The 24,964-nt window shown below is 74.2% G+C and carries 23 protein-coding genes and 1 tRNA gene; 15 read left to right on the plus strand and 9 right to left on the minus strand.

What is annotated here, in order from left to right:
- Positions 1–10: 10 nt before the first annotated feature.
- The 3 genes from LEP48_RS09110 to LEP48_RS09120 form a co-directional block, all read right to left on the minus strand.
- Positions 11–838, minus strand: coding sequence for a metal-dependent hydrolase (locus LEP48_RS09110; RefSeq protein ID WP_225565278.1), 828 nt, complete (start codon positions 836–838; stop codon positions 11–13).
- A gap of 80 nt (positions 839–918) precedes the next feature.
- Entirely contained in the window at positions 919–1,974 is a 1,056-nt protein-coding gene (locus tag LEP48_RS09115; protein ID WP_225565279.1) for a glucose 1-dehydrogenase, read from the minus strand.
- Positions 1,971–3,797: a glycoside hydrolase family 15 protein gene (locus LEP48_RS09120; RefSeq protein ID WP_225565280.1), complete on the minus strand. Its 1,827-nt coding sequence runs from the start codon at positions 3,795–3,797 to the stop codon at positions 1,971–1,973. The genes LEP48_RS09115 and LEP48_RS09120 overlap by 4 nt, the downstream gene beginning before the upstream one ends.
- A gap of 170 nt (positions 3,798–3,967) precedes the next feature.
- Between LEP48_RS09120 and LEP48_RS09125 the strand changes: the two genes are divergently transcribed.
- From LEP48_RS09125 to LEP48_RS09160, 8 genes are all read left to right on the plus strand, one after another.
- Positions 3,968–4,055: transfer RNA gene (locus LEP48_RS09125), tRNA-Leu, on the plus strand.
- A 260-nt stretch (positions 4,056–4,315) separates the two neighbouring features.
- Positions 4,316–4,588, plus strand: a complete 273-nt coding sequence (locus LEP48_RS09130) for a hypothetical protein (RefSeq protein WP_225565281.1) — start codon at positions 4,316–4,318, stop codon at positions 4,586–4,588.
- A gap of 275 nt (positions 4,589–4,863) precedes the next feature.
- Positions 4,864–6,015, plus strand: a complete 1,152-nt coding sequence (locus LEP48_RS09135; RefSeq protein WP_308009999.1) for an AI-2E family transporter — start codon at positions 4,864–4,866, stop codon at positions 6,013–6,015.
- A 41-nt stretch (positions 6,016–6,056) separates the two neighbouring features.
- Positions 6,057–6,707, plus strand: a complete 651-nt coding sequence (locus LEP48_RS09140; RefSeq protein ID WP_225565282.1) for a GNAT family N-acetyltransferase — start codon at positions 6,057–6,059, stop codon at positions 6,705–6,707.
- Positions 6,708–6,852: 145 nt separating this feature from the next.
- Positions 6,853–8,214, plus strand: coding sequence for a flavin-containing monooxygenase (locus LEP48_RS09145; RefSeq protein ID WP_225565283.1), 1,362 nt, complete (start codon positions 6,853–6,855; stop codon positions 8,212–8,214).
- Positions 8,211–9,137: a bile acid:sodium symporter family protein gene (locus LEP48_RS09150; protein ID WP_225565284.1), complete on the plus strand. Its 927-nt coding sequence runs from the start codon at positions 8,211–8,213 to the stop codon at positions 9,135–9,137. The genes LEP48_RS09145 and LEP48_RS09150 overlap by 4 nt, the downstream gene beginning before the upstream one ends.
- Entirely contained in the window at positions 9,134–10,072 is a 939-nt protein-coding gene (locus tag LEP48_RS09155) for an NAD-dependent epimerase/dehydratase family protein (protein WP_225565285.1), read from the plus strand. Before LEP48_RS09150 ends, LEP48_RS09155 begins: the two co-directional genes overlap by 4 nt.
- Positions 10,073–10,387: 315 nt before the next feature.
- A complete protein-coding gene (locus LEP48_RS09160; protein WP_225565286.1) occupies positions 10,388–12,007 on the plus strand; it encodes an ABC-F family ATP-binding cassette domain-containing protein in 1,620 nt (539 codons plus the stop codon).
- Between the two features lie 32 nt (positions 12,008–12,039).
- Here the strand turns inward: LEP48_RS09160 and LEP48_RS09165 are convergent, their stop codons facing one another.
- Positions 12,040–13,407 (minus strand): lytic polysaccharide monooxygenase, encoded by a 1,368-nt coding sequence (locus LEP48_RS09165; protein ID WP_225565287.1) that lies wholly within the window; start codon positions 13,405–13,407, stop codon positions 12,040–12,042.
- Positions 13,408–13,613: 206 nt separating this feature from the next.
- On the opposite strand from LEP48_RS09165, the gene LEP48_RS09170 reads away from it, so the two are divergent.
- Positions 13,614–14,924, plus strand: a complete 1,311-nt coding sequence (locus LEP48_RS09170) for a M20/M25/M40 family metallo-hydrolase (RefSeq protein ID WP_225565408.1) — start codon at positions 13,614–13,616, stop codon at positions 14,922–14,924.
- A 7-nt stretch (positions 14,925–14,931) separates the two neighbouring features.
- Here LEP48_RS09170 and LEP48_RS09175 read toward each other — a convergent pair whose 3' ends face one another.
- Entirely contained in the window at positions 14,932–15,759 is an 828-nt protein-coding gene (locus tag LEP48_RS09175) for a fructosamine kinase family protein (protein ID WP_225565288.1), read from the minus strand.
- Positions 15,760–15,765: 6 nt separating this feature from the next.
- Positions 15,766–16,005, minus strand: a complete 240-nt coding sequence (locus tag LEP48_RS09180) for a DUF5703 family protein (RefSeq protein WP_225565289.1) — start codon at positions 16,003–16,005, stop codon at positions 15,766–15,768.
- Between the two features lie 72 nt (positions 16,006–16,077).
- On the opposite strand from LEP48_RS09180, the gene LEP48_RS09185 reads away from it, so the two are divergent.
- Complete coding sequence (locus LEP48_RS09185; RefSeq protein ID WP_225565290.1) at positions 16,078–16,425, plus strand: primosomal protein; 348 nt, start codon at positions 16,078–16,080, stop codon at positions 16,423–16,425.
- 36 nt (positions 16,426–16,461) lie between these two features.
- Here the strand turns inward: LEP48_RS09185 and LEP48_RS09190 are convergent, their stop codons facing one another.
- Entirely contained in the window at positions 16,462–17,436 is a 975-nt protein-coding gene (locus tag LEP48_RS09190; RefSeq protein ID WP_225565291.1) for an aldo/keto reductase, read from the minus strand.
- Between the two features lie 72 nt (positions 17,437–17,508).
- Here LEP48_RS09190 and LEP48_RS09195 point away from each other — a divergent pair, with 72 nt between their 5' ends.
- On the plus strand, positions 17,509–18,381 hold the full coding sequence (locus tag LEP48_RS09195) for an undecaprenyl-diphosphate phosphatase (RefSeq protein WP_225565292.1): 873 nt from the start codon (positions 17,509–17,511) through the stop codon (positions 18,379–18,381).
- Positions 18,382–18,411: 30 nt separating this feature from the next.
- Positions 18,412–19,689 (plus strand): cysteine--1-D-myo-inosityl 2-amino-2-deoxy-alpha-D-glucopyranoside ligase, encoded by a 1,278-nt coding sequence (gene mshC / locus LEP48_RS09200; protein ID WP_225565293.1) that lies wholly within the window; start codon positions 18,412–18,414, stop codon positions 19,687–19,689.
- A 68-nt stretch (positions 19,690–19,757) separates the two neighbouring features.
- Here the strand turns inward: mshC and LEP48_RS09205 are convergent, their stop codons facing one another.
- Entirely contained in the window at positions 19,758–20,630 is an 873-nt protein-coding gene (locus LEP48_RS09205) for a PAC2 family protein (RefSeq protein WP_225565294.1), read from the minus strand.
- A 135-nt stretch (positions 20,631–20,765) separates the two neighbouring features.
- Between LEP48_RS09205 and LEP48_RS09210 the strand changes: the two genes are divergently transcribed.
- Positions 20,766–21,479: an HAD family hydrolase gene (locus tag LEP48_RS09210; protein ID WP_308010000.1), complete on the plus strand. Its 714-nt coding sequence runs from the start codon at positions 20,766–20,768 to the stop codon at positions 21,477–21,479.
- Positions 21,480–21,569: 90 nt separating this feature from the next.
- On the opposite strand, the gene LEP48_RS09215 is transcribed toward LEP48_RS09210, so the two are convergent.
- Positions 21,570–22,529 (minus strand): RecB family exonuclease, encoded by a 960-nt coding sequence (locus LEP48_RS09215; RefSeq protein WP_225565295.1) that lies wholly within the window; start codon positions 22,527–22,529, stop codon positions 21,570–21,572.
- Between the two features lie 113 nt (positions 22,530–22,642).
- Here LEP48_RS09215 and LEP48_RS09220 point away from each other — a divergent pair, with 113 nt between their 5' ends.
- Together LEP48_RS09220 and LEP48_RS09225 are read left to right on the plus strand one after the other, a co-directional pair.
- Entirely contained in the window at positions 22,643–23,761 is a 1,119-nt protein-coding gene (locus tag LEP48_RS09220; protein ID WP_225565296.1) for a site-2 protease family protein, read from the plus strand.
- A 73-nt stretch (positions 23,762–23,834) separates the two neighbouring features.
- On the plus strand, positions 23,835–24,881 hold the full coding sequence (locus LEP48_RS09225) for a tRNA (adenine-N1)-methyltransferase (protein WP_422723820.1): 1,047 nt from the start codon (positions 23,835–23,837) through the stop codon (positions 24,879–24,881).
- Positions 24,882–24,964 lie beyond the last annotated feature (83 nt).

Here is a 24,964-nt window from a genome sequence, read left to right on the forward strand (position 1 = left end):
CGCGACGGGCTCAGCCCGCGGCCCAGGCACCGATCGTCGCCACGGCGGAGTTCCACACGGACAAGGTGTCGTAGCCCATCTGGTCCAGCATGGCCCACCCCACGCCGAGGATCGCGTACGCGCTGACGGGCGTCATGAAGACCCACTCCCGCCAGGAGCCGGCGTCGCCGAGGATCGGGACGGAGAGGTTGCCGCCGTCGCGCCACACGTCGTCGAAGGGCATCCAGCGGTAGCGGCGCACCCATGTGGGGGAGCGGAACTTCAGCGGCCACAGCAGCGGCACCCCGCGCGTGGTGAGCATGTCGCCGACGATGTGCGCGGCGCAGCCGAGCCCCACGCAGAACGGCATCCAGTACCACTCCTCGGGTGCGAAGACGGCGACGGCGGCGCCGAGCGTGACGGAGATCGTCCACGTCCACCAGCGGCGTCCGCCGGTCAGCTTGAGGGCGCGCAGGGCGAACGCGATGAGCAGCACCGCCATGATCCCGGGACCGACGAGCACGTCCCCGAACGCCTCGGTGCGGATCGACACCATGCCCATGACCCAGGCGATCGCAGTGAAGACGGCGATCCCCAGCAGGGAGTGGGTCCCGTTGCGGTGCCCGCCGGACAGGGACGAGACCAGCTTGGTGACGCCCTCCGAGACCGGTGGGAGGGAGTGGGCGATGGTGCCGTTGTGGTGGTCGGCGTCGGGCAGCAGCGCGGCCCCCGCGCACACCAGGGCGCCGGTCATGACCCCGATCTCCGAGACCGGGTACCACCCGAACGCGATCGGTGTCGTCGACGTCACCGCCACCCAGACGGCCGCTCCTGACGCGGCATGGTGCCCACCCATCATGGCGTGCGGTGCTCCTTCGTCCTGATCCTCACCCTTGACCGATTGGTCCGGGCGGGGAGGACGCTACACGGTCAGGGGTGTCACGCGTCGGAGAGCTCGACGACGACCTTCACGTCGTCAGGGGTCGTCTCGAACGCCTCGGTGGCCCGCTCGAGGGGCACCGTGCGCGTGATCAGGCGTTCGAGCCAGTCGTGGTCGGCCCGCGCAAGGGCCTCGGCACCCGTCCGGTAGTGGGACAGGTTGGCGTTGACGGACCCCACGACGACGTCGTTCTCCAGGACGATCTCGCGGTTGACCGCCCCGATGTCGAGGTCCAGCCGGTAGCCGGCCGACGTGACCCCGGTCAGGACGGTGATGCCGTAGGCCGTCGTGGCGGACAGGACGTCGAGGACGACGGAGCCGGCCCCCGTCGCCTCGATGACGAGGTCCGGGCCGACCGCGTCGGCGACGGAGGCGACGTCGTCCGCGTGGTACGTGGCACCGATGTCGGCGACGAGTCCCGGCTTGGGCCCCTCGGTGACGCGGTCGAGGACGTGCACGTCGAGTCCCCGCTGGACGCCGAGGAGCGCCGCGAGCAGGCCGATCGGCCCGGCGCCGGTGACCAGCACCGTGCTCGGCTCGAACCACGCGCGCCCGCCGACCTTGTCGATCTGGTCCCAGGCCTTGGCGACGACCGTCGTCGGCTCCAGGAGCACGCCCGCCCGCCGCAGCGCGGGGTCGAGCCGCACGGCGCGCTCGGGCTCGATGACCCACTGCCGGCTCGCGAAGCCGTCGACCTCCTTGATCCCGTGCTCGGTGTACCGGCCGTTGCGGCACATGTCGAACTCCCCGTGCGCGCAGGCGCCGCACGGCACCGGGTCGGGACGGCGCACCACGCCCACCACGAGGTCGCCGACGGCGAAGCCCGAGCCCTCGGGTGCCGTGCGCACGCGGCCGAGCGACTCGTGCCCCAGCACGAGACGGTCGGAGCCGGGGGGCGGCGCGCCGTGCTCCCCGGCCACGATCTCGTGGTCGGTGCCGCAGATCCCCACCGCGAGCCCGTCGACGAGCAGCTCGGTGGGCCCGGCGACGGCGTCCGGCACGTCCGTGACGGCGAGGCTCCCCTCGCGCGCGGGATCGATCGTCAGCGCCCTCATGGTCCTCCCTCCGGGCTCGCCGTCCGAGCGGCGAAGGCGTCCGCGGCGGACCCGCCGCCGAGCGCGCGCGCCGTGTTGACGAGGCCCACGTGGCTGAACGCCTGCGGTGTGTTCCCGAGCTGGCGCCCCAGCGGGACGTCGTACTCCTCGCTCAGCAGCCCCAGGTCGTTGCGCAGCGCCAGCAGCCGTTCGAAGAGGTCGACCGCCTCGTCGTGGCGGCCGATGCCGTGCAGGGCGTGCGCGAGCCAGAAGCTGCACACCAGGAACGTGCCCTCGCGGCCGGGGAGCCCGTCGACCCGGTCGTCGGCGTGCGTGTGATAGCGCAGCAGGAGACCGTCCACGGAGAGCTCGCGCTGCACCGCGTCGACGGTGCCCACGACGCGAGGGTCGGACCACGGCAGGAATCCGACGCGGGGCAGGAGCAGGAGCGAGGCGTCGAGGCCCTCGGAACCGTAGAACTGGGTGAAGGTGTTCCGTTCGGCGTCGTACCCGTGGCGCAGCACGTCGGCGTGGATCTCGTCGCGCAGCGCGCGCCAGGTGTCGACGGGCCCGTCGAGGCCGAGGCGCTCGATCGCGCGGACCCCGCGGTCGACCCCGGCCCATGCCATCACGCGCGAGTGCACGAACGCCCGGCGGGGGCCGCGCACCTCCCAGAGGCCGTTGTCCAGGTCCTGCCAGTGCCCCTCGAGGAAGTCGAGCAGCGCGACCTGGAGCCGCCAGGCGTCGTCCTCGACCTGGATGCCCGACTCGCGGGCCAGGTCGAGGCAGACGAGCACCTCGCCCCACACGTCGAGCTGGAGCTGACCCGCGGCACCGTTGCCGACGCGCACCGGCCCCGAGCGTTCGTAGCCCGGCAGCCAGTCCAGCGTGTTCTCCGGGATGCGCCGCCGCCCGTCCAGGCCGTACATGATCTGGAGGTCGGACGGGTCGCCGGCCACGGCCCGGAGCAACCACTCGCGCCACGCCTTGGCCTCGGCGGTGTGGCCGGTGCCCATCAGGGCGAGGAGGGTGAAGGCCGCGTCCCGCAGCCAGCAGAACCGGTAGTCCCAGTTCCGGCTCCCGCCGATCTCCTCGGGCAACGACGTCGTCGCCGCCGCCGTGATCCCACCCGTCGGGGCGAAGGTCAGGGCTTTGAGGGTGACGAGCGACCGACGGACAGCGTCGGTCCAGCGGCCCTCGTACCGGGTGCCGGCGACCCAGTCCTCCCAGAAGCGCACGGTGGCCGTCAGGGCCGACTCGGGGTCCGCCGGCTGCGGTGCGGGGCGGTGCGACGGGTGGTGGGTGAGCACGAAGGGCACGCGGTCGCCCGCGGCGACCTCGAACCGCGCCCGCAGGGTGCTGTGGGGTCCTTCCTGCGTGGCCAGCTCGACCGGCGTCGTGATCGTGACCGCGTCGGGTCCCGCGACGGTGCTCGTCACCGCGCCCGTCGACGTGACCCAGGGCACCACGCTGCCGTAGTCGAACCGCAGCCGAAGGTCGCACACCATCGGGACGCGGCCCCGGACCCCCTCGACGATGCGCACGAGGTCGGGTGCCTCGCCGCGGGGTGGCATGAAGTCGGTCACACGCACGACGCCGTCCGGCGTCTCCCACTCCGACTCCAGCACGAGGGTGTCGCCTCGGTATCGCCGCGTCGTGCACGGACCGCCCGTCGCCGGCGCGATCTGCCAGGAGCCGTGGTCCGCGTCGCCGAGGAGCGCGGCGAAACAGGCCGGGGAGTCGAAGTAGGGCAGGCAGAGCCAGTCGATGGAGCCGTCCCGGCCCACGAGGGCCGCCGTCTGGAGGTCTCCGACCAGCCCGTAGTCCTCGATGCGGTGTGCCACCCGGCCACGGTAGGGCGGGCCGCCGATGCCCGCGATTCGCGTCTGATCGGGCACGTCCGGGACCGCCGCGGGTACCGCCGTCGGGGCAGCGGCGGTTTGCAGGACGACGCCCCCACCGTGTTATGTTTTTCCCCGCACCGGAACGGCGGGAACGCCGTGAAGGTCCACTCGTCCGGGTGGCGGAATGGCAGACGCGCTAGCTTGAGGTGCTAGTGCCCTTTATCGGGCGTGGGGGTTCAAGTCCCCCTCCGGACACCACTATCCTCACGGTTCGCCGCGGGGAGGAGCGGGCTCACTGCACAGTGGGTCCGCTCTTGTGCTGCCTGGACCGAGAACCGGAGGGGCGCGGCATCCTGGGTGCTCGACGTCCGCACCGGGCGCCTGCGCCGCGCCGACCTCGCCGCCGGCGGTTGCGGTCCAAAATTTACCTCGTAACCCTATAAAACGGACGCAACGGGCGAATACGATCCGGCCGTGGGGATCTACCTCGGCCGCTTCGCACCTGCCGGCGGCGGCCCGTGACGCCGCCGCTGGAGACGGGCCGCCATCTCGGCCGCCTGGTCGTGTACATGCTGATGGGCGTGGTCATCATCGTCGCCGCCCCGCTCGTCGTGGTGGCGGGCTACGTCCAGCTCGTCCGTCGCCGGTTCGTGTCGGGCGTGCTGCTGGTGCTCGTCGGCACGGCAGTCGTCTGGCTCGCGTGGCCCGCCTACCTGGAGGTCCTTGGCCTCGACGGCCCTCTCGACGACGTCGAACCCGCCGCGGACCGCACCGGGGGCCGGGCCGGCTGACGCTCCGCCGCCCACGCGGCGCTCCCGAAACGCAGCGGTCCCGAAACGACAAGACGCCCCGTCGTGTGGAGCGACGGGGCGTCTCGATCCGCTGTCTCATTCGGATCCCGCCGGCGTTCTCACGCCGGAAGTCTGCGCACCATCCTAGTCGATCCTGACGGTGGACCGGACACCGTGAGCCGACCCGTGAGCCGACGCGACACGGCGAGGTCGGGATCCAGCCGAGCCGCCGCCGGTGCGGCACACTGGGGCGCACGGGACAAGGGGAGGCCAGCGTGGCGAAGAGCTCGAAGGAGAACGTCCCGGCCTGGCTACGCACGTCGGCAGGCTGGTCGTGGCGCCTCATCGCGCTCGTGGCCGGGGTGGCGCTCGTCTTCTGGGCGACGGCGCAGGTGCAGCTCGTGTTCGTCGCCGTGTTCCTGGGGCTCGTCTTCGCGTCCGTGCTGAGCCCGGTCGCGGACTTCTACAGCAAGGTCATGCCGCGCCCGCTCGCGACGGCGCTGGCCATCCTCAGCGCCTTCCTGGTGCTCGGCGGCCTCCTCACGTACGTCATCGCCTCGGTGGCGGGGCAGTGGGAGCAGCTCGCCGGGCAGTTCGACACCGGCATCCAGCAGATCGTCGACTACCTGGAGAGCGGCCCGTTCGGGCTGACGGTCACGCTCGACCAGATCAACCAGGGCCTCGACCAGGGGCGCCAGTGGGTCAGCGACAACGCCGACGCGCTCCTGAGCCAGGCGGCGCAGGGCGCGGGGTCCGTCGCCGAGGGCTTCGCGATCTTCGCCCTGGCCCTGTTCTGCACGGTCTTCTTCGTCGCGTCGGGCGCGAAGATGTGGGCCTGGTTCGTCGGCCAGCTGCCGCTGCAGCACCGCGAGCGCTGGCACACGGCTGCCGGCGCGGGCTGGTACAGCTTCTCGGGGTACGCGCGTGGCACGGTGATCATCGCGTTCGTCGACGGCGTGCTCGCGTTCGTGCTGCTGACCATCCTCGGGGTGCCGCTCGCCGCGCCGCTCGCGGTGCTCGTGTTCATCGGAGCCTTCATCCCGCTCATCGGTGCCCCGCTCGCGATGATCATCGCCGCGGTGGTGGCGCTCGCGACGCAGGGGATCGTCACGGCCCTCATCGTGACCATCGGCATCGCGCTCATCGGCCAGCTCGAGGGACACGTGCTGCAGCCCTGGATCATGGGCAAGCAGGTGTCGCTGCACCCCGTCGTCATCGGTGTCGGGGTGACGACGGGAACGGTCCTGGCGGGGATCCTCGGCGCGATCATCGCGGTGCCGCTCATGGCGGTCGCCTGGACGGTCTTCTCCGTGCTGCGCACCGACGACCCCGCCCCCGTCTCCGCCGAGACCGACCCGGACGACGCGGACGACGCGGAGGTGCCCGGGACGGACGACGCCGTCGTGACCGAGGGCGACGTGGGGTAGGTCCACGGACCTGCGCGTCGTGGCTGTGGCAGCATCCGGCCATGGAACCCTTCGTCCTGGCCACCGACCGCTTCCGTCTGTCCGTCCCGACGCCGGCCGACGTCGACCGGATCGCGCAGGTCTGCGCGGACCCGGAGGTCGCGCGCTGGGTCACGGTGCCGGTCCCGTACACGCGGACCGACGCGGAGGAGTTCGTGAACGGGTTCGTGCCGGACGGCTGGTCGGCCGGGACCGCGTTCACGTGGGCCGTGCGCGCGCCCGGCGCGGAGGACAGCGCGGAGGACAGCGCGGATGACAGCGCGGAGGGCGGCGTCGAGGACGGGCCGGTCCTGGGCATGGTCGGCATGACGAGACAGGGGGCGCCCGGCACGGAGCTGTCGGGCGAGCTCGGCTTCTGGTGCGCACCCGATGCGCGGGGCCGTGGCGTCATCACCGACGCGTCGCGGGTCGTCGTCGACTGGGCGCTCGACCCGGAGGGGCTGGGGCTGTCGGTCGTGCGGTGGCGCGCGAACGTGGGCAACTGGCCCTCGCGCCGCGTCGCGTGGAAGCTGGGGTTCCGCCACGAGGGCACGCTGCGGCGGTTCGGTGCGCAGCGTGGGGTGCTGCAGGACTCATGGGTCGCGTCCGCCGTGCCGGAGGACCCCCGGGAGCCCAACGAGCCGTGGCCGGCAGAGGCGCCCGGCCGGCCCTGACCGTCGGCCCTGACCGTCCGGATCGCCCTGACCAGGGCCTCGACCTGCCCTGCGTCGGCGGATTGCGAGGTCTGCGCGGCCCGGCCGTACACTCCACCGCGGTGACGGACGACACAGTGCCGTCCACGTGCAAGGAGGCATGGCGATGGGGCCGCAAAGACGGGTCGCGGTAGTCGGGGCGGGTCCCTCGGGGCTGGCGGCCGCACGGGCGCTGGACCGGGCAGGTCTGGCGTTCGACGGGTACGAGGCCCACGCCGACGTCGGTGGGCTGTGGGACATCGAGAACCCGCGGTCGACGGTGTACGAGTCCGCACACCTCATCTCGTCGCGCACCACGACCCAGTTCGACGAGCTGCCGATGGAGTCGACGGCCGACTACCCCAGCCACCGGGAGCTGCTGCGCTACTTCCGCGCGTACGCGGACGCCTTCGAGCTGCGGGACCACTTCCGGTTCGGCACCCGCGTGGTCGCGGTCGAGCCCGTCGACGGCGACGACAGCGGGCACAGCGGCTGGGTGGTCCGCTCGGAGCCGACGGACGGCGGCGCCGCCGAGGAGCGCACCTACTCCCACGTCGTCGTGGCCAACGGCACCCTGGCCGAGCCGAACGTGCCCACCTTCGCGGGCACGTTCGACGGCGAGATGGTGCACTCGAGCGCCTACAAGAGCGCCGACGTGTTCGCGGGCAAGCGCGTCCTCGTCGTCGGCGGGGGCAACTCCGGCTGTGACATCGCGGTCGACGCCGTGCACCGGGCCGCGTCGGTCGACCTGTCGGTGCGGCGTGGCTACTGGTTCGTGCCGCGCTACCTGCTGGGCCGTCCGACGGACACCCTCAACCAGGGGCGCCCCCTGCCGGCGCGGATCAAGCAGGCCGTCGACTCGCGCGTCCTGCGGATCCTGGGCGGCGACCCGCAGCGCTTCGGCTTCCCCGTGCCGGACCACAAGATCTACGAGTCCCACCCGGTGGTGAACTCGCTGGTGCTCCAGCACGCGGGGCAGGGCGACCTGCGCGTGCGCGCCGACGTGGCGCGGTTCGACGGGTCCACGGTGCACTTCGCCGACGGCTCCGCCGCCGACTACGACCTCGTGCTGCTCGCGACCGGGTATCGGCTCGACTACCCGTTCCTCGACCCGCGTCACCTCGCCTGGCAGGGTCCGGGCTCGGGCACCGCGCCGCGACTGTTCTGCAACATCGTGCCGCCGTCGTGCAACGGGCTGTTCGTGGTGGGCATGCTCGAGGCGTCCGGCATCGGCTGGCAGGGACGCGCCGAGCAGGCCGAGCTGGTCGCGCGCTACCTCGCGGCGGAGGCGGCCGGTCGCGACGGTGACGCCGCGTCGGCGGACCGGGCGCAGCGCTTCCGTCGCCGCATGTCCGAGCCCTGGCCCGACCTGACAGGCGGCTACCGGTACCTCGGGCTGGAGCGGATGAGCTACTACGTCAACAAGGACGCGTACCGGGGCACCGTGCGGCGCCTGGCCGCCGAGCTCGTCCCGGGTGGTGCGTCGTGAACATCGACGAGGTCGTCCTCAACTTCTCGCCCGGCTCGATGACCGCCCTCAACGTGGTGATCGGGCTCATCATGCTGGGCATCGCGCTCGACACCGCGCCGTCGGACTTCGCCGTGGTCCGCCGCGCGCCCCGGGCGATGCTGCTGGCGCTCGTCGCGCAGCTCGTGCTGCTGCCCGCCGTGACGTTCGGGCTCACCCTCGCGCTGGACCTGCAGGCGTCCCTCGCCCTCGGCCTCATCCTGGTGGCCTGCTGCCCGCCGGGGAACGTCTCGCAGGTGCTCACCTACCGGGCCGGCGGGAACGTGGCGCTGTCGGTGTCGTTCACGGCGGTGGCGAACGTCGTGTACATCGTGGCGATGCCGCTGAGCATCGCGTTCTGGGGCGGCCTGCACCCGACGGCGTCCGCGATCCTGACCGAGGTCAGCCTCGACCCGCTGGAGGTGCTGCGCGACGTGGCGCTCGTGATCGGGCTGCCGTTCGCCGTCGGCGTCGGGGTGCGCGCCCGCTGGCCGCGCCTCGCCGCCCGGGTGCAGAGGCCGGTGCGCTGGTTCTCGCTGCTGGCCCTCGTCGGGTTCATCGTCGCGGCGCTCGCCGGGAACTTCTCCGTCTTCGTCGCGTACATCGGCGTCGTGGCGCTCGCCGTGTTCTGCCACGAGGCGGTCGCGCTCGGCGTCGGGTACGGCGTCGGACGTCTGGGCGGGCTCGGCCCCCGCGAGGTCAAGGCCCTCACGTTCGAGACCGGCATCCGCAACGCGGGGCTCGGCCTCGGCCTGGTGTTCGCGTTCTTCGGCGGGCTGGGCGGCATGGCCGTCGTCGCCGGCTGGTGGGGGATCTGGGACATCATCGCCGGGCTCGCCCTGGCGACCGCGTGGGCGCGATGGTCCCGCTCCCGGGCGGGCGACCGTTCGGAGGCGGCGGCATGACGCGCGTCCTCGTGACCGGCGGGGCCGGCTTCCTCGGCTCCCACGCCGTGGCGGCGCTCGCGGCCCGGGACGACGTCGAGCACGTCGTCGCGGGCGACCTGCGGGAGGCGCAGGTGCCCGCCGGTGCCACGTGGGCCCGGCTGGACGTCACGGACCCGGCGACGGTGCGTGCCGTCCTCGCCGAGCACGCGGTCGACACCGTGGTGCACCTCGCCGCCATCGTGAACCCGGGCACCCTGGACGAGGCGGCCGAGCGTGCCGTCGACGTGGACGGCACCCGGAACGTGCTCGACGCCGCCCTGGCCGCCGGGGTGCGCCGCGTGGTGGTCTCCTCCTCCGGAGCCGCCTACGGGTACCACGCGGACAACCCCATGCCGCTGCGCGAGACCGACGCCGTGCGCGGCAACCCGGAGTTCACCTACTCCCGGCACAAGCGCGAGGTCGAGGAGATGCTGGCCGACTACCGCGAGCGCCGTCCCGAGCTCGGTCAGGTGGTGCTGCGCATCGGGACGATCCTCGGCCCCGGGGTGGACAACCAGATCACGGCGCTGTGGCGGGCGCGGCGGCTGCTGCGCGTGCGCGGCTCGGCCGGCCCGTTCGTGTTCGCCTGGGTCGACGACGTCACGGGCGCCGTCGTCGCCGGCGCGACCGGCTCCGTCACCGGGACGTTCAACGTGTGCGGGGACGGCGTGATGACCGTTGCTGACATCGCGACGGCGCTCGGCCGGGGCACGATCGACGTGCCCGCCGGGGTGCTGGCCGCCGCGCTGCGCGTCGGCAGGGCACTGCGCCTGACGGTGCACGGCCCGGAGCGGGTCGGGTTCCTGCGCTACCGCCCGGTGCTGGACAACTCCCGCCTCAAGGCGGAGCTGTACGTGCCGCGCCTGACGTCCCGCCAGGCGTTCGACGCCTGGCAGCGTGACCGGGCGGCGTGACGTCGTGACCGCTCGGGCAGGCCGGTGCACTCACGGGAGCGCGGTGCCAGGAGACGGCGCCCCCGCGTGCGGCCGCGGGGCGACGTGCGGGTACGGGATGACGGTTGCGTCCCGCCGGGCGATGTGTCAACCTCGACGGCGTCCCCGCGGGCTGGCCGCAGGTGAGAGGGGACGGACGGAAGGACGCACGGTGCTCGGTACGGCGCACGGTCCCACGACCTCGCGCTGACGCCTGCCCACCCGCACCCGGACCGGTGCATCCCACGGTGGTCGCGGGGTCGGCGCACTCCGCAGCGTTCCCCACCGGGAGGCACCATGCCCGCGTCCCCCTCCGTCGTCCTGCACGACCTCACCTTCTCCTGGCCCGACGGGGCCACCCCGATCGCCGGCGTCTGCGGCGCGTTCTCCCGAGGCCGCACCGGCCTGGTGGGACTCAACGGCACGGGGAAGTCCACCCTCCTGCGCCTGATGGCCGGCCGCCTGCGCCCGACGTCGGGCACGGTGAGCGTGTCCGGGACGGCGGACCACCTGCCCCAGCACCTCACCCTCGACGCGGACGCCACCGTCGCCGACCTGCTCGGGGTGCGCGACGTCGTCGACGCGGTCCGCGCCATCACCGACGGCCGTGCTCACGGCGACGAGCTGGGCAGGGCGTTCGACGTCGTCGGCGACGGCTGGGACGTCGAGGAGCGGGCGACCGCCGAGCTCGCCGCGGCGGGACTGCCGTCCGGCGACGGCGTCCTGGACCGGCCGGTGCGCAACCTCTCCGGTGGCGAGACGGTGCTCACCGCCGTCACCGGGATCCGGCTGCGTGGCGCCGACGTCGCCCTGCTGGACGAGCCCACCAACAACCTGGACGGGGCCGCGCGAGAGCGGCTCCACGAGCTGGTGCGCACGTGGCGCGGCGCGCTCGTCGTCGTCTCGCACGACCGGGACCTGCTCGAGCTCGTCGACGAGGTGGCGGAGCTGCGCACCGGGGAGCTGAGCACGTTCGGCGGGACGTACTCGCAGTACGAGCAGTGGCTCGCGGTGCAGCAGGAGGCGGCGCAGTCGGCCCTGCGCGACGCCGAGCAGACGCTCCGGCGCGAGAAGCGGCAGCGGATCGAGCTGCAGGAGCGCGTCGCGCACTCCGAACGGCAGGGACGCAAGGACGCCGCGAACAGCCGGTACGTCAAGGCCGTGGTCAACGACCGCCGCAACTCCGCCGAGAAGGCGCAGGGTGCCCGCCGCGGGCAGGCGGCGGGCCGGGAGGCCGCGGCGCGGGCGGCGGTCGAGGTCGCCGAGCGGGCGGTGCGCGACGACGACGGCATCGTCGTCGACCTCCCCGACCCCCACGTGCCGGCCAGCCGTCGGCTCGCCGTGCTGCGGGGCACCGACGGACGCGAGATCGTGCTCGCCGGCCCGGAACGGGTCGCCCTGACCGGGCCGAACGGCGTCGGCAAGACGACCCTGCTCGCCCAGCTCGTCACGGGCGGCGCCGAGCCGGGGCACGGCTCAGGCGCCTCGGCGCGGGCGCTCACGGACCGCGTCGGCTACCTCACCCAGCGGCTCGACGGCCTCGACGACGACGCCAGCGTGCTCGACGCGGTACGGGCTGGCGCCCCGCACGTCGCCCCGGGCGAGCTGCGCCGCCGTCTCGCGCGGTTCCTCGTGCGCGGCGACCAGGTCGACCGGCCCGTGCGCACGATGTCGGGCGGCGAACGCTTCCGCGTGAGCCTCGCCCGCCTGCTGCTGGCCGACCCGCCGGCCCAGCTCCTGGTGCTGGACGAGCCGACGAACAACCTTGACCTCGCCAGCACCGACCGCCTGGTGCAGGCGCTCGCCGCCTACCGGGGCGGGTTGCTCGTGGTGAGCCACGACCGCGCGTTCCTCGGGCGGCTCGGGCTGGACGCGCGGATCGAGCTGAGCGCGAACGGGGTCCTCGCGTCCGCCTGAAGCGTGCGCGAGGACCCCGTCGCGGGCGGCCGTCAGGCGTCGCAGGCGGCCCCGGCGAGCGTGAAGTCCTGCGGCGCGGGGTGCTGCCCGGCCGACGCGGTGGCGCCGTTGAACCCGAACGTCACGGACTGTCCCGCGGCGACGGTCGTGGACCACGGGGGAGCGGCTGCGGTCACCGTCGTGCCGGACTGGGTGACGGTCGCGCTCCAGCCGGGCTCGTCGACCGTCTGCCCGCCCGGGTACTCGAACGCGACCGACCAGTTCGCGACCGGGGAGTCGGACGTGTTCGTCACCGTCACCGAGGCGGTGTAGCCCCGCTGGCCGTCGCCCCACGACTGGGCCGAGTACGTCACCTCGCAGGCGCCGGCGTCCCCGCCACCGTCGTCCTCGGTCAGCGTGGTGAACGTGGTGGACGCCGTGGCCGTGGAGACCGCGCCGGTGTTGTCGTTGCGGGACCGGACGGCGACGTCGTAGGACGTGCCGGGATCGAGCCCTGTGAGGTCGACCATGGGCGACCCGTCCGTGCTGGCGAGCACGGCGCCGGTCGCGGGGTCGAGCACGTCGTAGCCCGTGACGCACCCGTCCTGCGCCACGCCCCACATCACGTGGGCGCCGGTGGCCGTGATGCTGGACGCCCTCGCGGCGCCGGGCACGCCCGGAGTCTCGTCAGGGCACGCGGCGGGCGGTTCCTCCGTGCCCGGGTCCCCGTCGATGCCGGTGACCTCGCCGTCGCCGCCGTCGAACGCCACGTCCGAGCAGCTGTAGAAGTTCTCGTTGCTGTCCGAGCGCACCCAGTGGGTGAACACGATGTGGCGGCCGGTGCGGTCGGCGGGCAGCGTGACGTCCCAGTAGTAGTAGTTGTCGCCGCCCGGCCCGCCGGTGTCCGGAGGGTCGGTCACGGAGTCGACGAGCTCGAGGTCGGACCACCCGAGCGGCTGCGACGGGTCGAAGCCCTCACGCGTCACGTACACGTCGAACCGGCCTGGGTGCTCGGCCCAGTTGTTGTGCTGGAACTCGTACGTCGCGCCGGCGGTCAGGTGCGTCGTCGGCCAGTCGGTCCGGGCGGCGCTGAACGCGGAGAAGTCGTACGGCCCGCGGTCGCCGCCCGAGCAGATGGTGCCGTCGGGGATGTAGCCCTCCGTGCGGCCGGCACCGTTCGAGTCGAGGTTGCCGAACCAGTTGTAGTACGCGTTGGGGCCGCCCTCGGCGAGGGCGTCGGCGCACGCGGCGTTGGAGGGGCTCAGCGCGCCGGACTCCGTGACCGCGTCCACCCAGCACAGGTACTGGCGGGAACCGGGGAACACCTCGGCGCCGTGGGCGGCGGCGGACTGCCCGACGGCGGCGACGATGCCCGCCGCTCCGAGCGTGACGGCCAGCAGGGATGCCGCGAGTCTTCGCATGATGGTCCTCTCTGGGTCGTGGCACCACGGCGCGTCGCCAGGGGGCGTGCGTCGTCGGCGCCCGTGAGGCGATGGTGGGCCATCGAGGGAGCGTCGTCACCCCGGCCAAACGTTTCGCCCGGGCCCGCCGGTACGGTGTCCGGGTGACGTCACAGCCCACCGCACCACGCCCGACGACCGCCCCGACGACTGCCCCGACACCGCCCGTGCCGACCACGGCCGAGCAGGAGGTCGCCCGGATCTGCCGCGACCTGCTGCGTATCGACACGTCGAACTACGGCGGCGGCGAGGGACCGGGGGAGCGGGAGGCGGCAGAGCTCGTCGCCGGGCTGCTCACCGAGGTGGGCCTGGACGTCGAGGTCTTCGAGCCCGCGCCGCGCCGCACCTCCGTCGTGACGCGCATCGAGGGCACCGACCCGTCGCTACCCGCGCTCGTGCTGCACGGGCACACCGACGTCGTCCCCGCCGCCGCGGACGACTGGCAGGTGCCGCCGTTCGCGGGCGAGGAGATCGACGGCCTGCTGTGGGGCCGCGGTGCGGTCGACATGAAGGACATGGACGCGATGATCCTCGCGACCGTGCGGCAGATGGTCCGCGAGGGCCGGCGCCCGCGGCGCGACGTCGTCGTGGCGTTCTTCGCCGACGAGGAGGCCGGCGGTGTCCAGGGCGCGCAGTGGGCGGTGCGGCACCGGCCCGAGCTCTTTGAGGGGGCCACCGAGGCGATCAGCGAGGTGGGCGGGTTCTCGGTCGAGGTCGGCGGGCGCCGTGCCTATCTGCTCCAGACGGCCGAGAAGGGGCTCGCCTGGCTGCGCCTCGTCGCCGACGGCCGGGCCGGGCACGGCTCCCAGGTCAACGCGGACAACGCGGTGACGGAGCTCGCCGCCGCCGTGGCCCGCATCGGCCGGCACCGGTGGCCCCTGACGCTCACCCCCACCGTGGACCAGCTGCTTCGCGGGGTGGCCGATCTCGCCGGGCTGCCGTTCGACCCCGCCGACCCCGACGTCGTCGACGCCCTCGTGGCGGCGCTGGGGCCGGCGGCGAAGTTCGTCGGCGCCACGGTGCGTCACACCTCGAACCCGACCCAGCTCGACGCCGGCTACAAGGCGAACGTCATCCCCGGCCGGGCGGAGGCCTCCGTCGATGTCCGGCTGCTGCCCGGGCACGAGGAGGAGGGGATGGCGACGCTGCGCGAGCTCGCGGGGCCCGCGGTGCGGATCGAGCCGATCCACCAGGACACCGCGCTCGAGGCGCCGTTCGCGGGGGACCTGGTCGACACGATGGTGGCGTCGCTCGTCGCCGAGGACCCGGGCGCGACGGTCCTGCCGTACACGCTCTCGGGCGGCACCGACAACAAGTCGCTCGCCCGCCTCGGCATCACCGGCTACGGCTTCGCGCCCCTGCGGCTGCCCGGCGACCTCGACTTCGCGGGGATGTTCCACGGCGTCGACGAGCGGGTGCCCACCGACGCCCTGCGCTTCGGCACGCGGGTGCTCGACCGGCTGCTCGGCTCCTGCTGAGCCGCTCTCACGCCCCGGCCAGGGTCGCGAGGAGCGAGCGCGTCGCGCGCACGTACGAGCCGCCGAACAGCACGGCGTGCACCGCGAGCGGGTAGAGCTGGTGCAGCGCCACCCGGTCCTGCCAGCCCGGGGCGAGAGGGTGTTCTTCGGCGTACCCGCCCAGGATCTCCTCGAGGTGCGGGGCGCCGAACAGGGCGAGCATCGCGAGATCCGTCTCGCGGTGCCCGCCGTGCGCGGCCGGGTCGATCAGCACGGCCTCGGTCCCGCCGTCCGGCGTCCGCGCCCACAGGACGTTGCCCGACCACAGGTCGCCGTGCAGCCGGGCCGGGACGTCGTCGGCGGCGGGGCCGGCGAGGTCGTGCAGGCGGGCGCAGACGCGCGCGGCCGCCGCCTCGTCGTCCGCCGTGAGCACGCCGCGCTCCCGGCCGGTGGCGACGACCGGCCCGACCCGCGCGTCCGCGTAGAACGACGGCCAGTCGTCCCAGGCGCCGCCCGCCATCGGCAGCGGGTCGTCCAGCGGGCCGAACCAGGCGTGGTCAGAGGCTCCCGCCCGGGGCGGCAGCGCGCCGAACGCGGGGGCGCCCGCGTCGTGCAGGGCGGCGAGGCGCCGCCCGAGCTCGTGTGCCGCACCCCGCGTCGGGCCGGACCGGTCCACGTGCTCGAGGTCGAGGAACGACTCCCCGGCGGCCACGACGCGCACCACGCGGGGCCCACCGGGCACCGCCAGCCAGCGCAGCCCCGCCGCCTCGGCGGCGAAGAAGCCGGGTGGCGCCCCCGTGCGCGCCTTGCGGAAGGCTCCCGCCGCCGGGCTGCCGGGCGTCTCGGTACCGGGCACGGGACCTCAGAACGTCGGGGCGACCTTGATGATCTTGCGCCGCAGCCACACCTTGCGCTCCCCACCCACGTACAGCCGGGTACGCGCGAGCTCCCACCGGCCGTACTCGGCCTCGTCGGTGAGCAGCTTGCGGGCGTCGGGGACGCTGGTGGTGCGGTCGAAGGTCAGGATGCGGTACTCGTACTGGCCGTGCTGGTGCCACGCGGAGCGTGCACGCGCCGGCGTCGTCGACGTCCTCGTTGCCATCCGATCCCCTCCAGGGTGCTCACGACCGTCTTCGTCCGCCCATTGTGCCCCCGAGGGCGCTACCGTCAGAGCATGACCGCAGACCCGCGTGCCGCGTTGGACCGCTTCGTCGCCGCGTTGGAGGGGCACTACCACGCGGTGTCGACCCGCCGGGGGGAGGACGACCCGGCGGTGGACGACGCCTACGAGGTCCTCGCCGACGCCTTCGAGGTGTACGAGGACTCGCTCGCCAAGGTCTTCGCCGAGGTGACGCCGTTCTTCCTGGACAGCGACGACGACGAGGACGACGAGGACGACGAGGACGACGAGGACGAGGACGACGACCGGGACGACGGGGACGACCGCGACGACGACCTGGAGGTCGTCCGGTTCGACGAGCAGTCCGGCTCCCGGTCCGAGCAGCTCGACGGGACGCGCTAGGGCGACGGTGAGCCCGCGGGCCAGGGGCCCGCGGGCTCACCAGCGCTCGGGGTAGCCCACCTCGGGGGCGGAGACGTCGTCGAGGGCGGCGTGCACCTCGCCGGGCATCTCGAGGTCCAGGGCGGCGAGCGACGTGCGCAGCTGGGCCGGGGTGCGTGCCCCGACGATGGCGCTGGCGACGGTGTCGCGGGCGAGCAGCCACGCCAGCGCGACCTCGAGCGGGGCCCGGCCGAGACCGTCCGCGGCCGTCGCCACCGCCTCCACGACCGCCGAGGACGCGTCGTCGAGGTACGGGTCCACGAACGTCGCCAGGTGCGGCGACGCGGCGCGCGAGTCGGCCGGGAGTGACCGGCGGTACTTCCCCGTGAGCACGCCGCGCCCGAGCGGCGACCAGGCGAGCATCCCGAGCCCGAGCGACGCCGCGGCCGGCACGACGTCACGCTCGACGCCCCGCTGGAGCAGCGAGTACTCCAGCTCGAGGGCGGTCAGCCCGACGCCGTCGCGGGCGCAGCCCTCGAGGAGGGTCGCCGCGCGGGCGGCGACCCAGGCGGGGTGGTTGGCCAGGCCGACGTATCGCGTGCGGCCGGAGGAGACCGCGGTCCGCAGGGCGGAGACCGTCTCCTCGAGAGGCGTCGCGGGGTCGGGGCAGGCCACGAGGAACACGTCGACGTGGTCGGTGCCGAGCCGCTCGAGCGACGCGTCCAGGTCGGCCAGCAGGCCCCCGCGCGAGGCGTCGGCGCGGGCGCCGGACGGGCCGCCGCGCACTCCGCCCTTGGTGCACAGCACGACCTCGTCGCGGCGCACCTTGGTGCCGAGGAGGGACCCGATGAGGCGCTCGGCATCACCGTCGCCGTAGGTGGCCGCCGTGTCCACGAGCGAGCCGCCCGCGTCGACGAAGTCCCGCAGCTGCTCCGCGGCGTCGATCTCGTCCGTGTCGCGCCCCCATGTCATCGTCCCCAGGCCCAGCACGGACACCCGTAGGCCTGACCGGCCCACCGCACGACGCTCCATGGCGGGTCAGGCTACCGGCGCACCCGCCGCTCGTGCGGGGGAACGCGCCGACGCCGGGTAGTGTGACGGCCCGTGAGCGCGTGGGAAGCCATCCTTCTTGGCCTGGTGCAGGGCCTGACCGAGTTCCTCCCGATCTCCTCGAGCGCGCACCTGCGCATCGTGGGTGAGCTGATCGGGTCGAGCGATCCGGGGGCGGCGTTCACCGCCATCACCCAGATCGGCACCGAGGCAGCCGTGCTGCTCTACTACCGGCGGATGATCCGGGACATCTGCGTCGCCTGGTGGCGGTCGGTGACCGGTGCCCACGGGACCGGGTGGCGGGCCCGCCTGGGCGAGCACGACCCCCAGGCCCGCATGGCCTGGTTCATCGCCCTGGGCTCGGTCCCGATCGTCGTCCTCGGCCTGCTGTTCCAGGACGCGATCGAGACGTCCCTGCGCAACCTCTGGATCACGGTGACCACCCTGGTCGTCTTCGGCCTGCTGCTCGGCTGGGCGGACAAGATCGGACGCCGCACCCGCAAGCTCGACCAGCTCACCCCGCGGCGGGCCGTCTACTTCGGGCTCGCGCAGTCGCTCGCCCTGGTGCCGGGCGTGTCCCGCTCGGGCGGCACGATCACCGCCGGCCTGCTCATGGGGTTCTCCCGCAAGGCGGCCGCCGACTACTCGTTCCTGCTCGCGGTGCCGGCCGTGCTCGGCTCGGGGTTCTACCAGCTCGCCAAGTCCGCCGGAGCTGACCCCGTGCCCGGCGCGCCGGGGGGTCTCGCGACGCTGATCGCCACGCTCGTCGCGTTCGTCGTCGGGTACATCGTCATCATCGGCTTCCTCAAGCTCATCACCACGCACTCGTTCATGCCGTTCGTCTGGTACCGGCTCGGCCTGGCCGCGGTCGTGGTGGTGCTGCTGCTCACGGGAGTCCTGGAGCCCATGAGCGGCGCCGTCGTCTGACGATGTCCGCCGGGCCGGTAGCCTGAGGCCGTGCGTTCCTGGCCAGCCCCCCATGTCCCCGAGCTCCCTCGACCTGCCGGCGTGACGCCGGTCCGGGTGCACGACTCCACCACGGGCTCGCTCGTGGAGGCGGCCCCCGGGCCGACGGCGCGGTTCTACGTCTGCGGCATCACCCCGTACGACGCGACGCACCTGGGGCACGCGAACACCTACGTGGCGTTCGACCTGCTGCACCGGGCGTGGCGCGACGCCGGCAAGGAGGTGACGTACGTCTCGAACGTCACCGACGTCGACGACCCGCTGCTGGAGCGCGCGGAGGCGACCGGCGTCGACTGGCGTGACCTCGCCGCCGAGCAGACCGCGCTCTACCGCGAGGACATGGCGACGCTCGGCGTGATCCCGCCCGCGACCTGGACCGGTGCCGTCGAGTCCGTCCCGGCCGTGGTAAAGGCCGTGGAGCGGCTGCTCGAGGAGGGCGCGGCGTACCGCGTGCCGGTCGAGCCCGGGGCGGGCGGGGACGACCCGGGCGTGGGCGACGTCTACGCGGACCTGTCCGCCGACCCGGACTTCGGCGCCGTCTCCCGCTACGACACCGCGACGATGGCCAGGCTGTTCGCCGAGCGCGGCGGCGACCCGCAGCGCGACGGCAAGAAGAACCCGCTCGACCCGCTGCTGTGGCGCCGTGAGCGGCCGGGGGAGCCCGCCTGGGACGGTGGCACGCTCGGCACCGGACGGCCTGGCTGGCACATCGAGTGCGCGGTCATCGCGCGCGACGGGCTCGGCCTGCCGTTCGACGTGCAGGGCGGCGGGGCGGACCTGCTGTTCCCGCACCACGAGATGTCGACGTCGCACGACCGGCTGCTCGGCGCGGGCGGCGCCCGCGTGCACGTGCACGCCGGGCTGGTGGGCTACCAGGGCGAGAAGATGAGCAAGTCGCGGGGCAACCTCGTGTTCGTGTCGGCGCTGCGTCGCGCGGGCGTGGAGCCGATGGCGATCCGCCTGGCCCTGCTGGCCCACCACTACCGCTCCGAGTGGGAGTGGACCGACGCCGATCTCGAGGCGGGCGTCGCCCGGCTCGCGCGGTGGCGGGCGGCCGTGTCCGGCAACGGCGGGCCCGCCGTCGACGGCACGCTCGCGGCCGTGCGTGCCGCACTCGCCGACGACCTGGACGCACCGACGGCGCTCGCCGCCGTGGACGCGTGGGCGCAGGCGTCGCTCGACGGCTCGCGGGACACCTCCGCCGACGCCGAGGGCGCGCCGGGCGTGCTGGCGCGCACGATCGACGCGCTGCTGGGCGTCCGCCTGTGACGCGCGGGCGGTGACGGGCGGCCGGTGACGGCTGCACGTTGCTGGCGGCCCGTGGCGGGCGGTCGCCCTCAGCCCTTGTCGCCGCCCTTGTCGCCGCCCTTGTCGCGGCGCCGCAGGTAGCGCTCGAACTCGCGCGCGATCGCCTCTCCGGAGGCCTCCGGCAGGTCCGCCGTGTCCTTGGCCTCCTCGAGCTGCTGGACGTACTCGGAGATCTCCGCGTCCTCGTTCGCGAGCTCGTCCACGCCGTGCTGCCACGCCTCGGCGTCCTCCGGGAGCTCGCCCAGGGGGACGGGCTCGGCGAGCAGCTCCTCGACCCGGGTGAGGATGGCGAGCGTCGCCTTGGGCGACGGCGGGTTGGCGACGTAGTGCGGGACGGCGGCCCACAGGGAGACCGCCTGGAACCCCCGGGCGGCGGCCTCGTGCTGCAGCACGCCCACGATGCCCGTGGGCCCCTCGTACGTGCTTGGCTCGACGTCCAGCACGGCCTGCAGGCCGACGCTCTCCGTGGTCGCCGTCATGGGGATAGGGCGCGTGTGCGGCACGTCGGCGAGCAGCGCGCCGAGCGTGACCACGGTGCGCACCTCCATCTCGCCGGCCAGGTCCAGGAGCTCGGCGCAGTAGGACTTCCACCGGAACGACGGCTCGATGCCGTGGACGAGGACCACGGTGCGCTCCTCGAGCTCCGCGACCCAGATCGTGGTGGTCGGCCAGGTGATCGTTCGCTCGCCGTCGGGTCCCGTCTCCATGACCGGGCGGTTGACCTGGAAGTCGTGGTAGAGCTCCGGGTCAAGCTCCCGCACCTGCCGGGCGCCCCAGACGTCGGTGAGGTGCATGAGGGCGGAGGTCGCGGCGCTCCCCGCGTCGTTCCACCCCTCGAACGCCGCCACCAGCACGGTCTGTCGTGCGGCGTGGCGCCCGGTGGCGTCGGGGTCGATCGTCATCCGGCCAGCCTATACACGGGACGTTGTGCGGCCGGGCGGCACGCGCCACCGCCGCGACCGGCCACCAGGGCAGGCCGACCGTCCGCGCGACGGGCGGAAGGCGAGGAGCCGCGCACCGGTCCGTACGATGGTCGGGTGCTCGAACCCCTCACCGCCTCCGCCCGCACCACCCTGCCCGCCGCCGTCCTGTGGGACATGGACGGAACTCTCGTGGACACCGAGCCGTACTGGATCGCCGCCGAGCACGAGCTCGTCGCCGAGCACGGTGGCACGTGGTCGCACGAGCAGGCGCTACAGCTGGTGGGCAACGCCCTGACGGTGTCCGCCGAGATCCTGCGCACCAGCGGCGGCGTCGACCTGGAGGTGGACGAGATCGTGAGCCGGCTCCTGGGCCGGGTGGTCGAGCAAGTGCGCGAGTCGGTGCCGTGGCAGCCGGGCGCCCTGGCCCTGCTCGCCGACCTCGCCGCCGCAGGGGTGCCCTGCGCCCTGGTGACCATGAGCTACCGCGAGCTCGCGGACGAGGTGGTCGCGCGGGCGCCCGAGGGCGCGTTCGCCACGGTCGTCACGGGGGACGAGGTGACCCGGGGCAAGCCGGACCCGGAGCCCTACCTCCTGGCCGCCGCCCGCCTCGGCGTCGACCCGGCCGCGTGCGTCGCGATCGAGGACTCGCCCACGGGGATCGCCTCGGCTCGTGCCGCCGGCGTGCCCACGCTGGGCGTGGAGGCCGTCCTTCCGGTGCCCCGCATGGACGGGCTGAGCCGGGCGTCGTCGCTCACCCGCGTGCGGCCCGCGACGCTGGCGCGCATCGGCGCGGGCGAGGTCCTCGACCTCGTGGCGCCGTCGGCCTGACCACCGTCGGCCTGACCACCGTCGGCCTGACCACCGTCGGCCTGACCACCGTCGGCCTGACCACCGTCGGCCTGACCGCCGTCGGCCGGGTCAGGCGGTCGGGCCGTCCACGCCGAGCCGCTCTCTCAGCGCACCCGGCGGGATGACCGGGGGCGTGCCCCCGAACTCCGGGCACACCGCCTGGTGGGCGCACCAGCCGCACAGGCGGCTGCGCCGGGGCTGCCAGTCCCCGGTGCGGGCGGCGGTCTGGACGGCGTCCCACACGGCGACGACCTTCGACTGGGTGGCCTCGAGCTGCTGCCGAGTGGGCTGCGCCCGCAGGACCTGCCCGTCACCGAGGTAGACGAGCTGGAGCATCGCGGGCAGCACCCCGCGCTCGCGCCAGATGACGAGCCCGTAGAACCGCATCTGGAACAGGGCGGCCGACTCGTACGCCGGGCCCGGCGCCCGGCCGCTCTTGTAGTCCACGACGCGGATCGCGCCGTTCGGCGCGACATCGAGCCGGTCGACGATCCCGCGCAGCAGCGGGCCCCCGTCGAGCTGTGTGGACACCTTGAGCTCGCGGGCCTGCGGCTCCAGCCGGTTCGGGTCCTCCAGCCTGAAGTAGGTGCCCAGCAGACGCCCGGCGCCGTCGAGCCAGGACGGCACGTCGGTGCCGGCGGCGTCCCCGCCCGGCTCGAACAGGGTCGCGTACCGGGGCTCGACCTCGACCAGCCGCTCCCACTCGGCGGGCAGCAGGTCGAGCGCGGCGGCCTTGGTACGTTCGCCGGCCGGTGCGTCGTAGAGCCGCTCGAGCACCGCGTGCACCAGGGTGCCGCGGGCGGCGGCGGAGGAGGGCGGCTCCGGCAGCCGGTCCACGACCCGGAAGCGGAACAGCAACGGGCACCGCAGGAAGTCCGCGGCGCGCGACGGTGACAGCCCCGGCGCGCGCGGCGCGACGTCGCGGCCCGCCACGGTGCCGGTGCCGGTGTCGGCATCGGTCGGGGTGGTCGGCTCCGTGGCGGGCGTCGTCCCGGGCTCGGTGGTGTCGAGCCCCGCCGTCGTCGTCATGCCAGCCACCCTACGGGCGGGGCCCGACAGCGCGGCCTCGCCCTCCACAGGCGCCGCCGCACCGGCCCGGCACCGTGCGCGTGCCGTGCCGCCCCGGCGGTTAGCCTGAGCCGGTGACCTCACGTTCCAAGGGCTGGGTCGTCGGCCGGGTCGCCGGCGCGCCCGTCCTGGTGACGCCGTCGTGGTTCCTCGGCGCCGCCGTCCTCACCGTCGTCTTCGCACCCACCGCCAGCAGGTTCGCCCCGGGGCTGGCGACCGGGGGCGTGCTCGTCGTGGCCTTCTCGTTCGTGCTCCTGCTGTTCGTCTCGGTGTTCCTGCACGAGGTGGCCCACGCGCTCGTGGCCAGGGCCCGCGGACAGCGCGTCACCGAGCTCGCCGTCACCCTCTGGGGCGGGCACACCGCGTACTCGGGGGCGGCCGGTCGCCCGCTCGACGGTGCCCTGATCGCCGTCGTGGGCCCGCTGACCAACCTCGTCCTGGCAGCGGGGATGTGGGGTCTCTTCCTGCTGCAGCCGGTGATGTCCCTGCCCACCATGCTGCTCATGGCCGGCGCGTTCGCCAACGCGTTCGTGGGCCTGTTCAACCTGCTGCCCGGGCTGCCGCTCGACGGTGGGCAGATCCTCGAGTCCCTCGTCTGGGGCGCGACGGGGTCGCGTACCCGCGGCACGGTCGCGGCCGGGTGGATCGGCCGTGTCGTCGCGGTCGGGGTGGTCGGCTGGGCGCTGCTGTGGCCGCTGTGGCACGGGCTGGCGCCGTCGTGGGTCGACGTGGCCGTGGCGGCACTCATCGGCGCGTTCCTGTGGTCCGGGGCGGGGGAGGCGATCAAGGGGGCTCGGCGTCGCGAGGAGCTGGGCAGCCTGCGGGTGCGCACGCTCGCCGTGCCCGCGGTGACGGTGAGCACCGCGACGACGGTCGCGGCGCTGCCCGAAACGGTCGCGGCGCGGCCGGGGGCGGTGGTGGTCGTGGTCGGGACGGCGGGGGAGCCGGTCGGCTGGGTGGACCCCTCCGCGGCGAGCGCCGTCCCCGCCGACCAGGCGGGCACGACACCGGTGGAGGCCGTCGTCGTGCCGTTCCCCCCAGGGTCCGCCCTGGACGCCGGCCTGACGGGGACGGACCTGCTCCAGCGGGTCGCCCGCACCTCGGCGGGCGCGCGGGTCCTGCCGGTCGTCGAGGGCGGCACGGTCACGGGCGTGCTCGACGTCGCGCGCGTCGCCGCCGCCCTGCGCCGGTGACGGGATCGGCCGCCGGGAGCGAGACGGTGCGCGCCGAGGAGGCACCGGCGGAGCGTCGGTAGACTCGTCGGTCGTGACTCCCGCCGAGAACGAGCCCGCCGCCGAGCCGACACAGCCCGCCGCCGCCCCCGCACCCACGGACCGGGCGCAGCCCACCGGCACCGGTGCTCACCTGCGCCGCGGGCCGCTGCGCGTCGGTGACAAGGTGCAGCTCACCGACCCGAAGGGCCGGCTGCACACCATCACCCTCCAGCCCGGCGGCACGTTCCACACGCACAAGGGCTACTTCCGCCACGAGGACCTCGTCGGCCGGCCCGAGGGCTGGGTGGTCACGAACACGGCGGGCATCGAGTACCTCGCGCTGCGCCCGCTGCTCAGCGACTACGTGCTGTCGATGCCGCGCGGTGCCGCCGTCGTCTACCCCAAGGACGCCGGGCAGATCGTGCAGATGGCGGACATCTTCCCCGGTGCCCGCGTCGTGGAGGCCGGCGTCGGCTCGGGCGCGCTGACGATGTCCCTGCTGCGCGCCGTCGGCGACGGCGGCGAGCTGCACTCGATCGAGCGGCGGGAGGACTTCGCGGCGATCGCGCGCGGCAACGTGGAGACGTTCTTCGGCGGCGACCACCCGGCCTGGCGCCTGTCGGTCGGGGACCTGGCCGACGTGCTGCCGACCGTCGCCGAGCCCGGCAGCGTGGACCGCGTGGTCCTCGACATGCTGGCCCCCTGGGAGAACATCGACGCGGTGGCGGGCGCGCTGGCTCCCGGCGGCGTCCTCATCTGCTACGTCGCCACCGCGACCCAGCTCTCGCGGACGGCAGAGGACCTGCGCGCGGACGGCCGGTTCGCCGAGCCCAGCGCCTGGGAGTCGATGGTGCGCGGTTGGCACCTGGAGGGCCTGTCCGTGCGCCCGGAGCACCGGATGATCGGGCACACGGGCTTCCTCGTCACGGCGCGTCGGCTCGCCGACGGCATCGCCCCGCCCGAGCGCACCCGCCGGCCCGCGAAGGGCGCCTACCCGGCGACCGACGCCGAGTGGAGCGAGGAGGAGCTGGGCGAGCGGCCCGTGTCGGACAAGAAGATCCGTCGCGTGCGGCGCGAGGTCGGGCAGCCGGAGGACTGACGGGGTCCTTCCGCGGCCGGTCGGGGTTGACGACACCGGGCGGTCCGGGCCGACGGCACCGGGCGGCGTCGCGGGGTACGCCC

The organism is Isoptericola luteus, assembly GCF_020297055.1.
GTDB lineage: Bacteria > Actinomycetota > Actinomycetes > Actinomycetales > Cellulomonadaceae > Isoptericola > Isoptericola luteus.

What these genes read in the sequence shown, in the direction of transcription:
- LEP48_RS09190 (WP_225565291.1), bottom strand. Translation starts at nt 17,436, where the DNA reads ATGGAGCGTCGTGCGGTGGGCCGGTCAGGCCTACGGGTGTCCGTGCTG.
- LEP48_RS09155 (WP_225565285.1), top strand. Translation starts at nt 9,134, where the DNA reads ATGACGCGCGTCCTCGTGACCGGCGGGGCCGGCTTCCTCGGCTCCCAC.
- LEP48_RS09180 (WP_225565289.1), bottom strand. Translation starts at nt 16,005, where the DNA reads ATGGCAACGAGGACGTCGACGACGCCGGCGCGTGCACGCTCCGCGTGG.
- LEP48_RS09205 (WP_225565294.1), bottom strand. Translation starts at nt 20,630, where the DNA reads ATGACGATCGACCCCGACGCCACCGGGCGCCACGCCGCACGACAGACC.
- LEP48_RS09110 (WP_225565278.1), bottom strand. Translation starts at nt 838, where the DNA reads ATGATGGGTGGGCACCATGCCGCGTCAGGAGCGGCCGTCTGGGTGGCG.
- LEP48_RS09165 (WP_225565287.1), bottom strand. Translation starts at nt 13,407, where the DNA reads ATGCGAAGACTCGCGGCATCCCTGCTGGCCGTCACGCTCGGAGCGGCG.
- LEP48_RS09140 (WP_225565282.1), top strand. Translation starts at nt 6,057, where the DNA reads ATGGAACCCTTCGTCCTGGCCACCGACCGCTTCCGTCTGTCCGTCCCG.
- LEP48_RS09145 (WP_225565283.1), top strand. Translation starts at nt 6,853, where the DNA reads ATGGGGCCGCAAAGACGGGTCGCGGTAGTCGGGGCGGGTCCCTCGGGG.
- LEP48_RS09115 (WP_225565279.1), bottom strand. Translation starts at nt 1,974, where the DNA reads ATGAGGGCGCTGACGATCGATCCCGCGCGCGAGGGGAGCCTCGCCGTC.
- LEP48_RS09185 (WP_225565290.1), top strand. Translation starts at nt 16,078, where the DNA reads ATGACCGCAGACCCGCGTGCCGCGTTGGACCGCTTCGTCGCCGCGTTG.
- LEP48_RS09215 (WP_225565295.1), bottom strand. Translation starts at nt 22,529, where the DNA reads ATGACGACGACGGCGGGGCTCGACACCACCGAGCCCGGGACGACGCCC.
- LEP48_RS09160 (WP_225565286.1), top strand. Translation starts at nt 10,388, where the DNA reads ATGCCCGCGTCCCCCTCCGTCGTCCTGCACGACCTCACCTTCTCCTGG.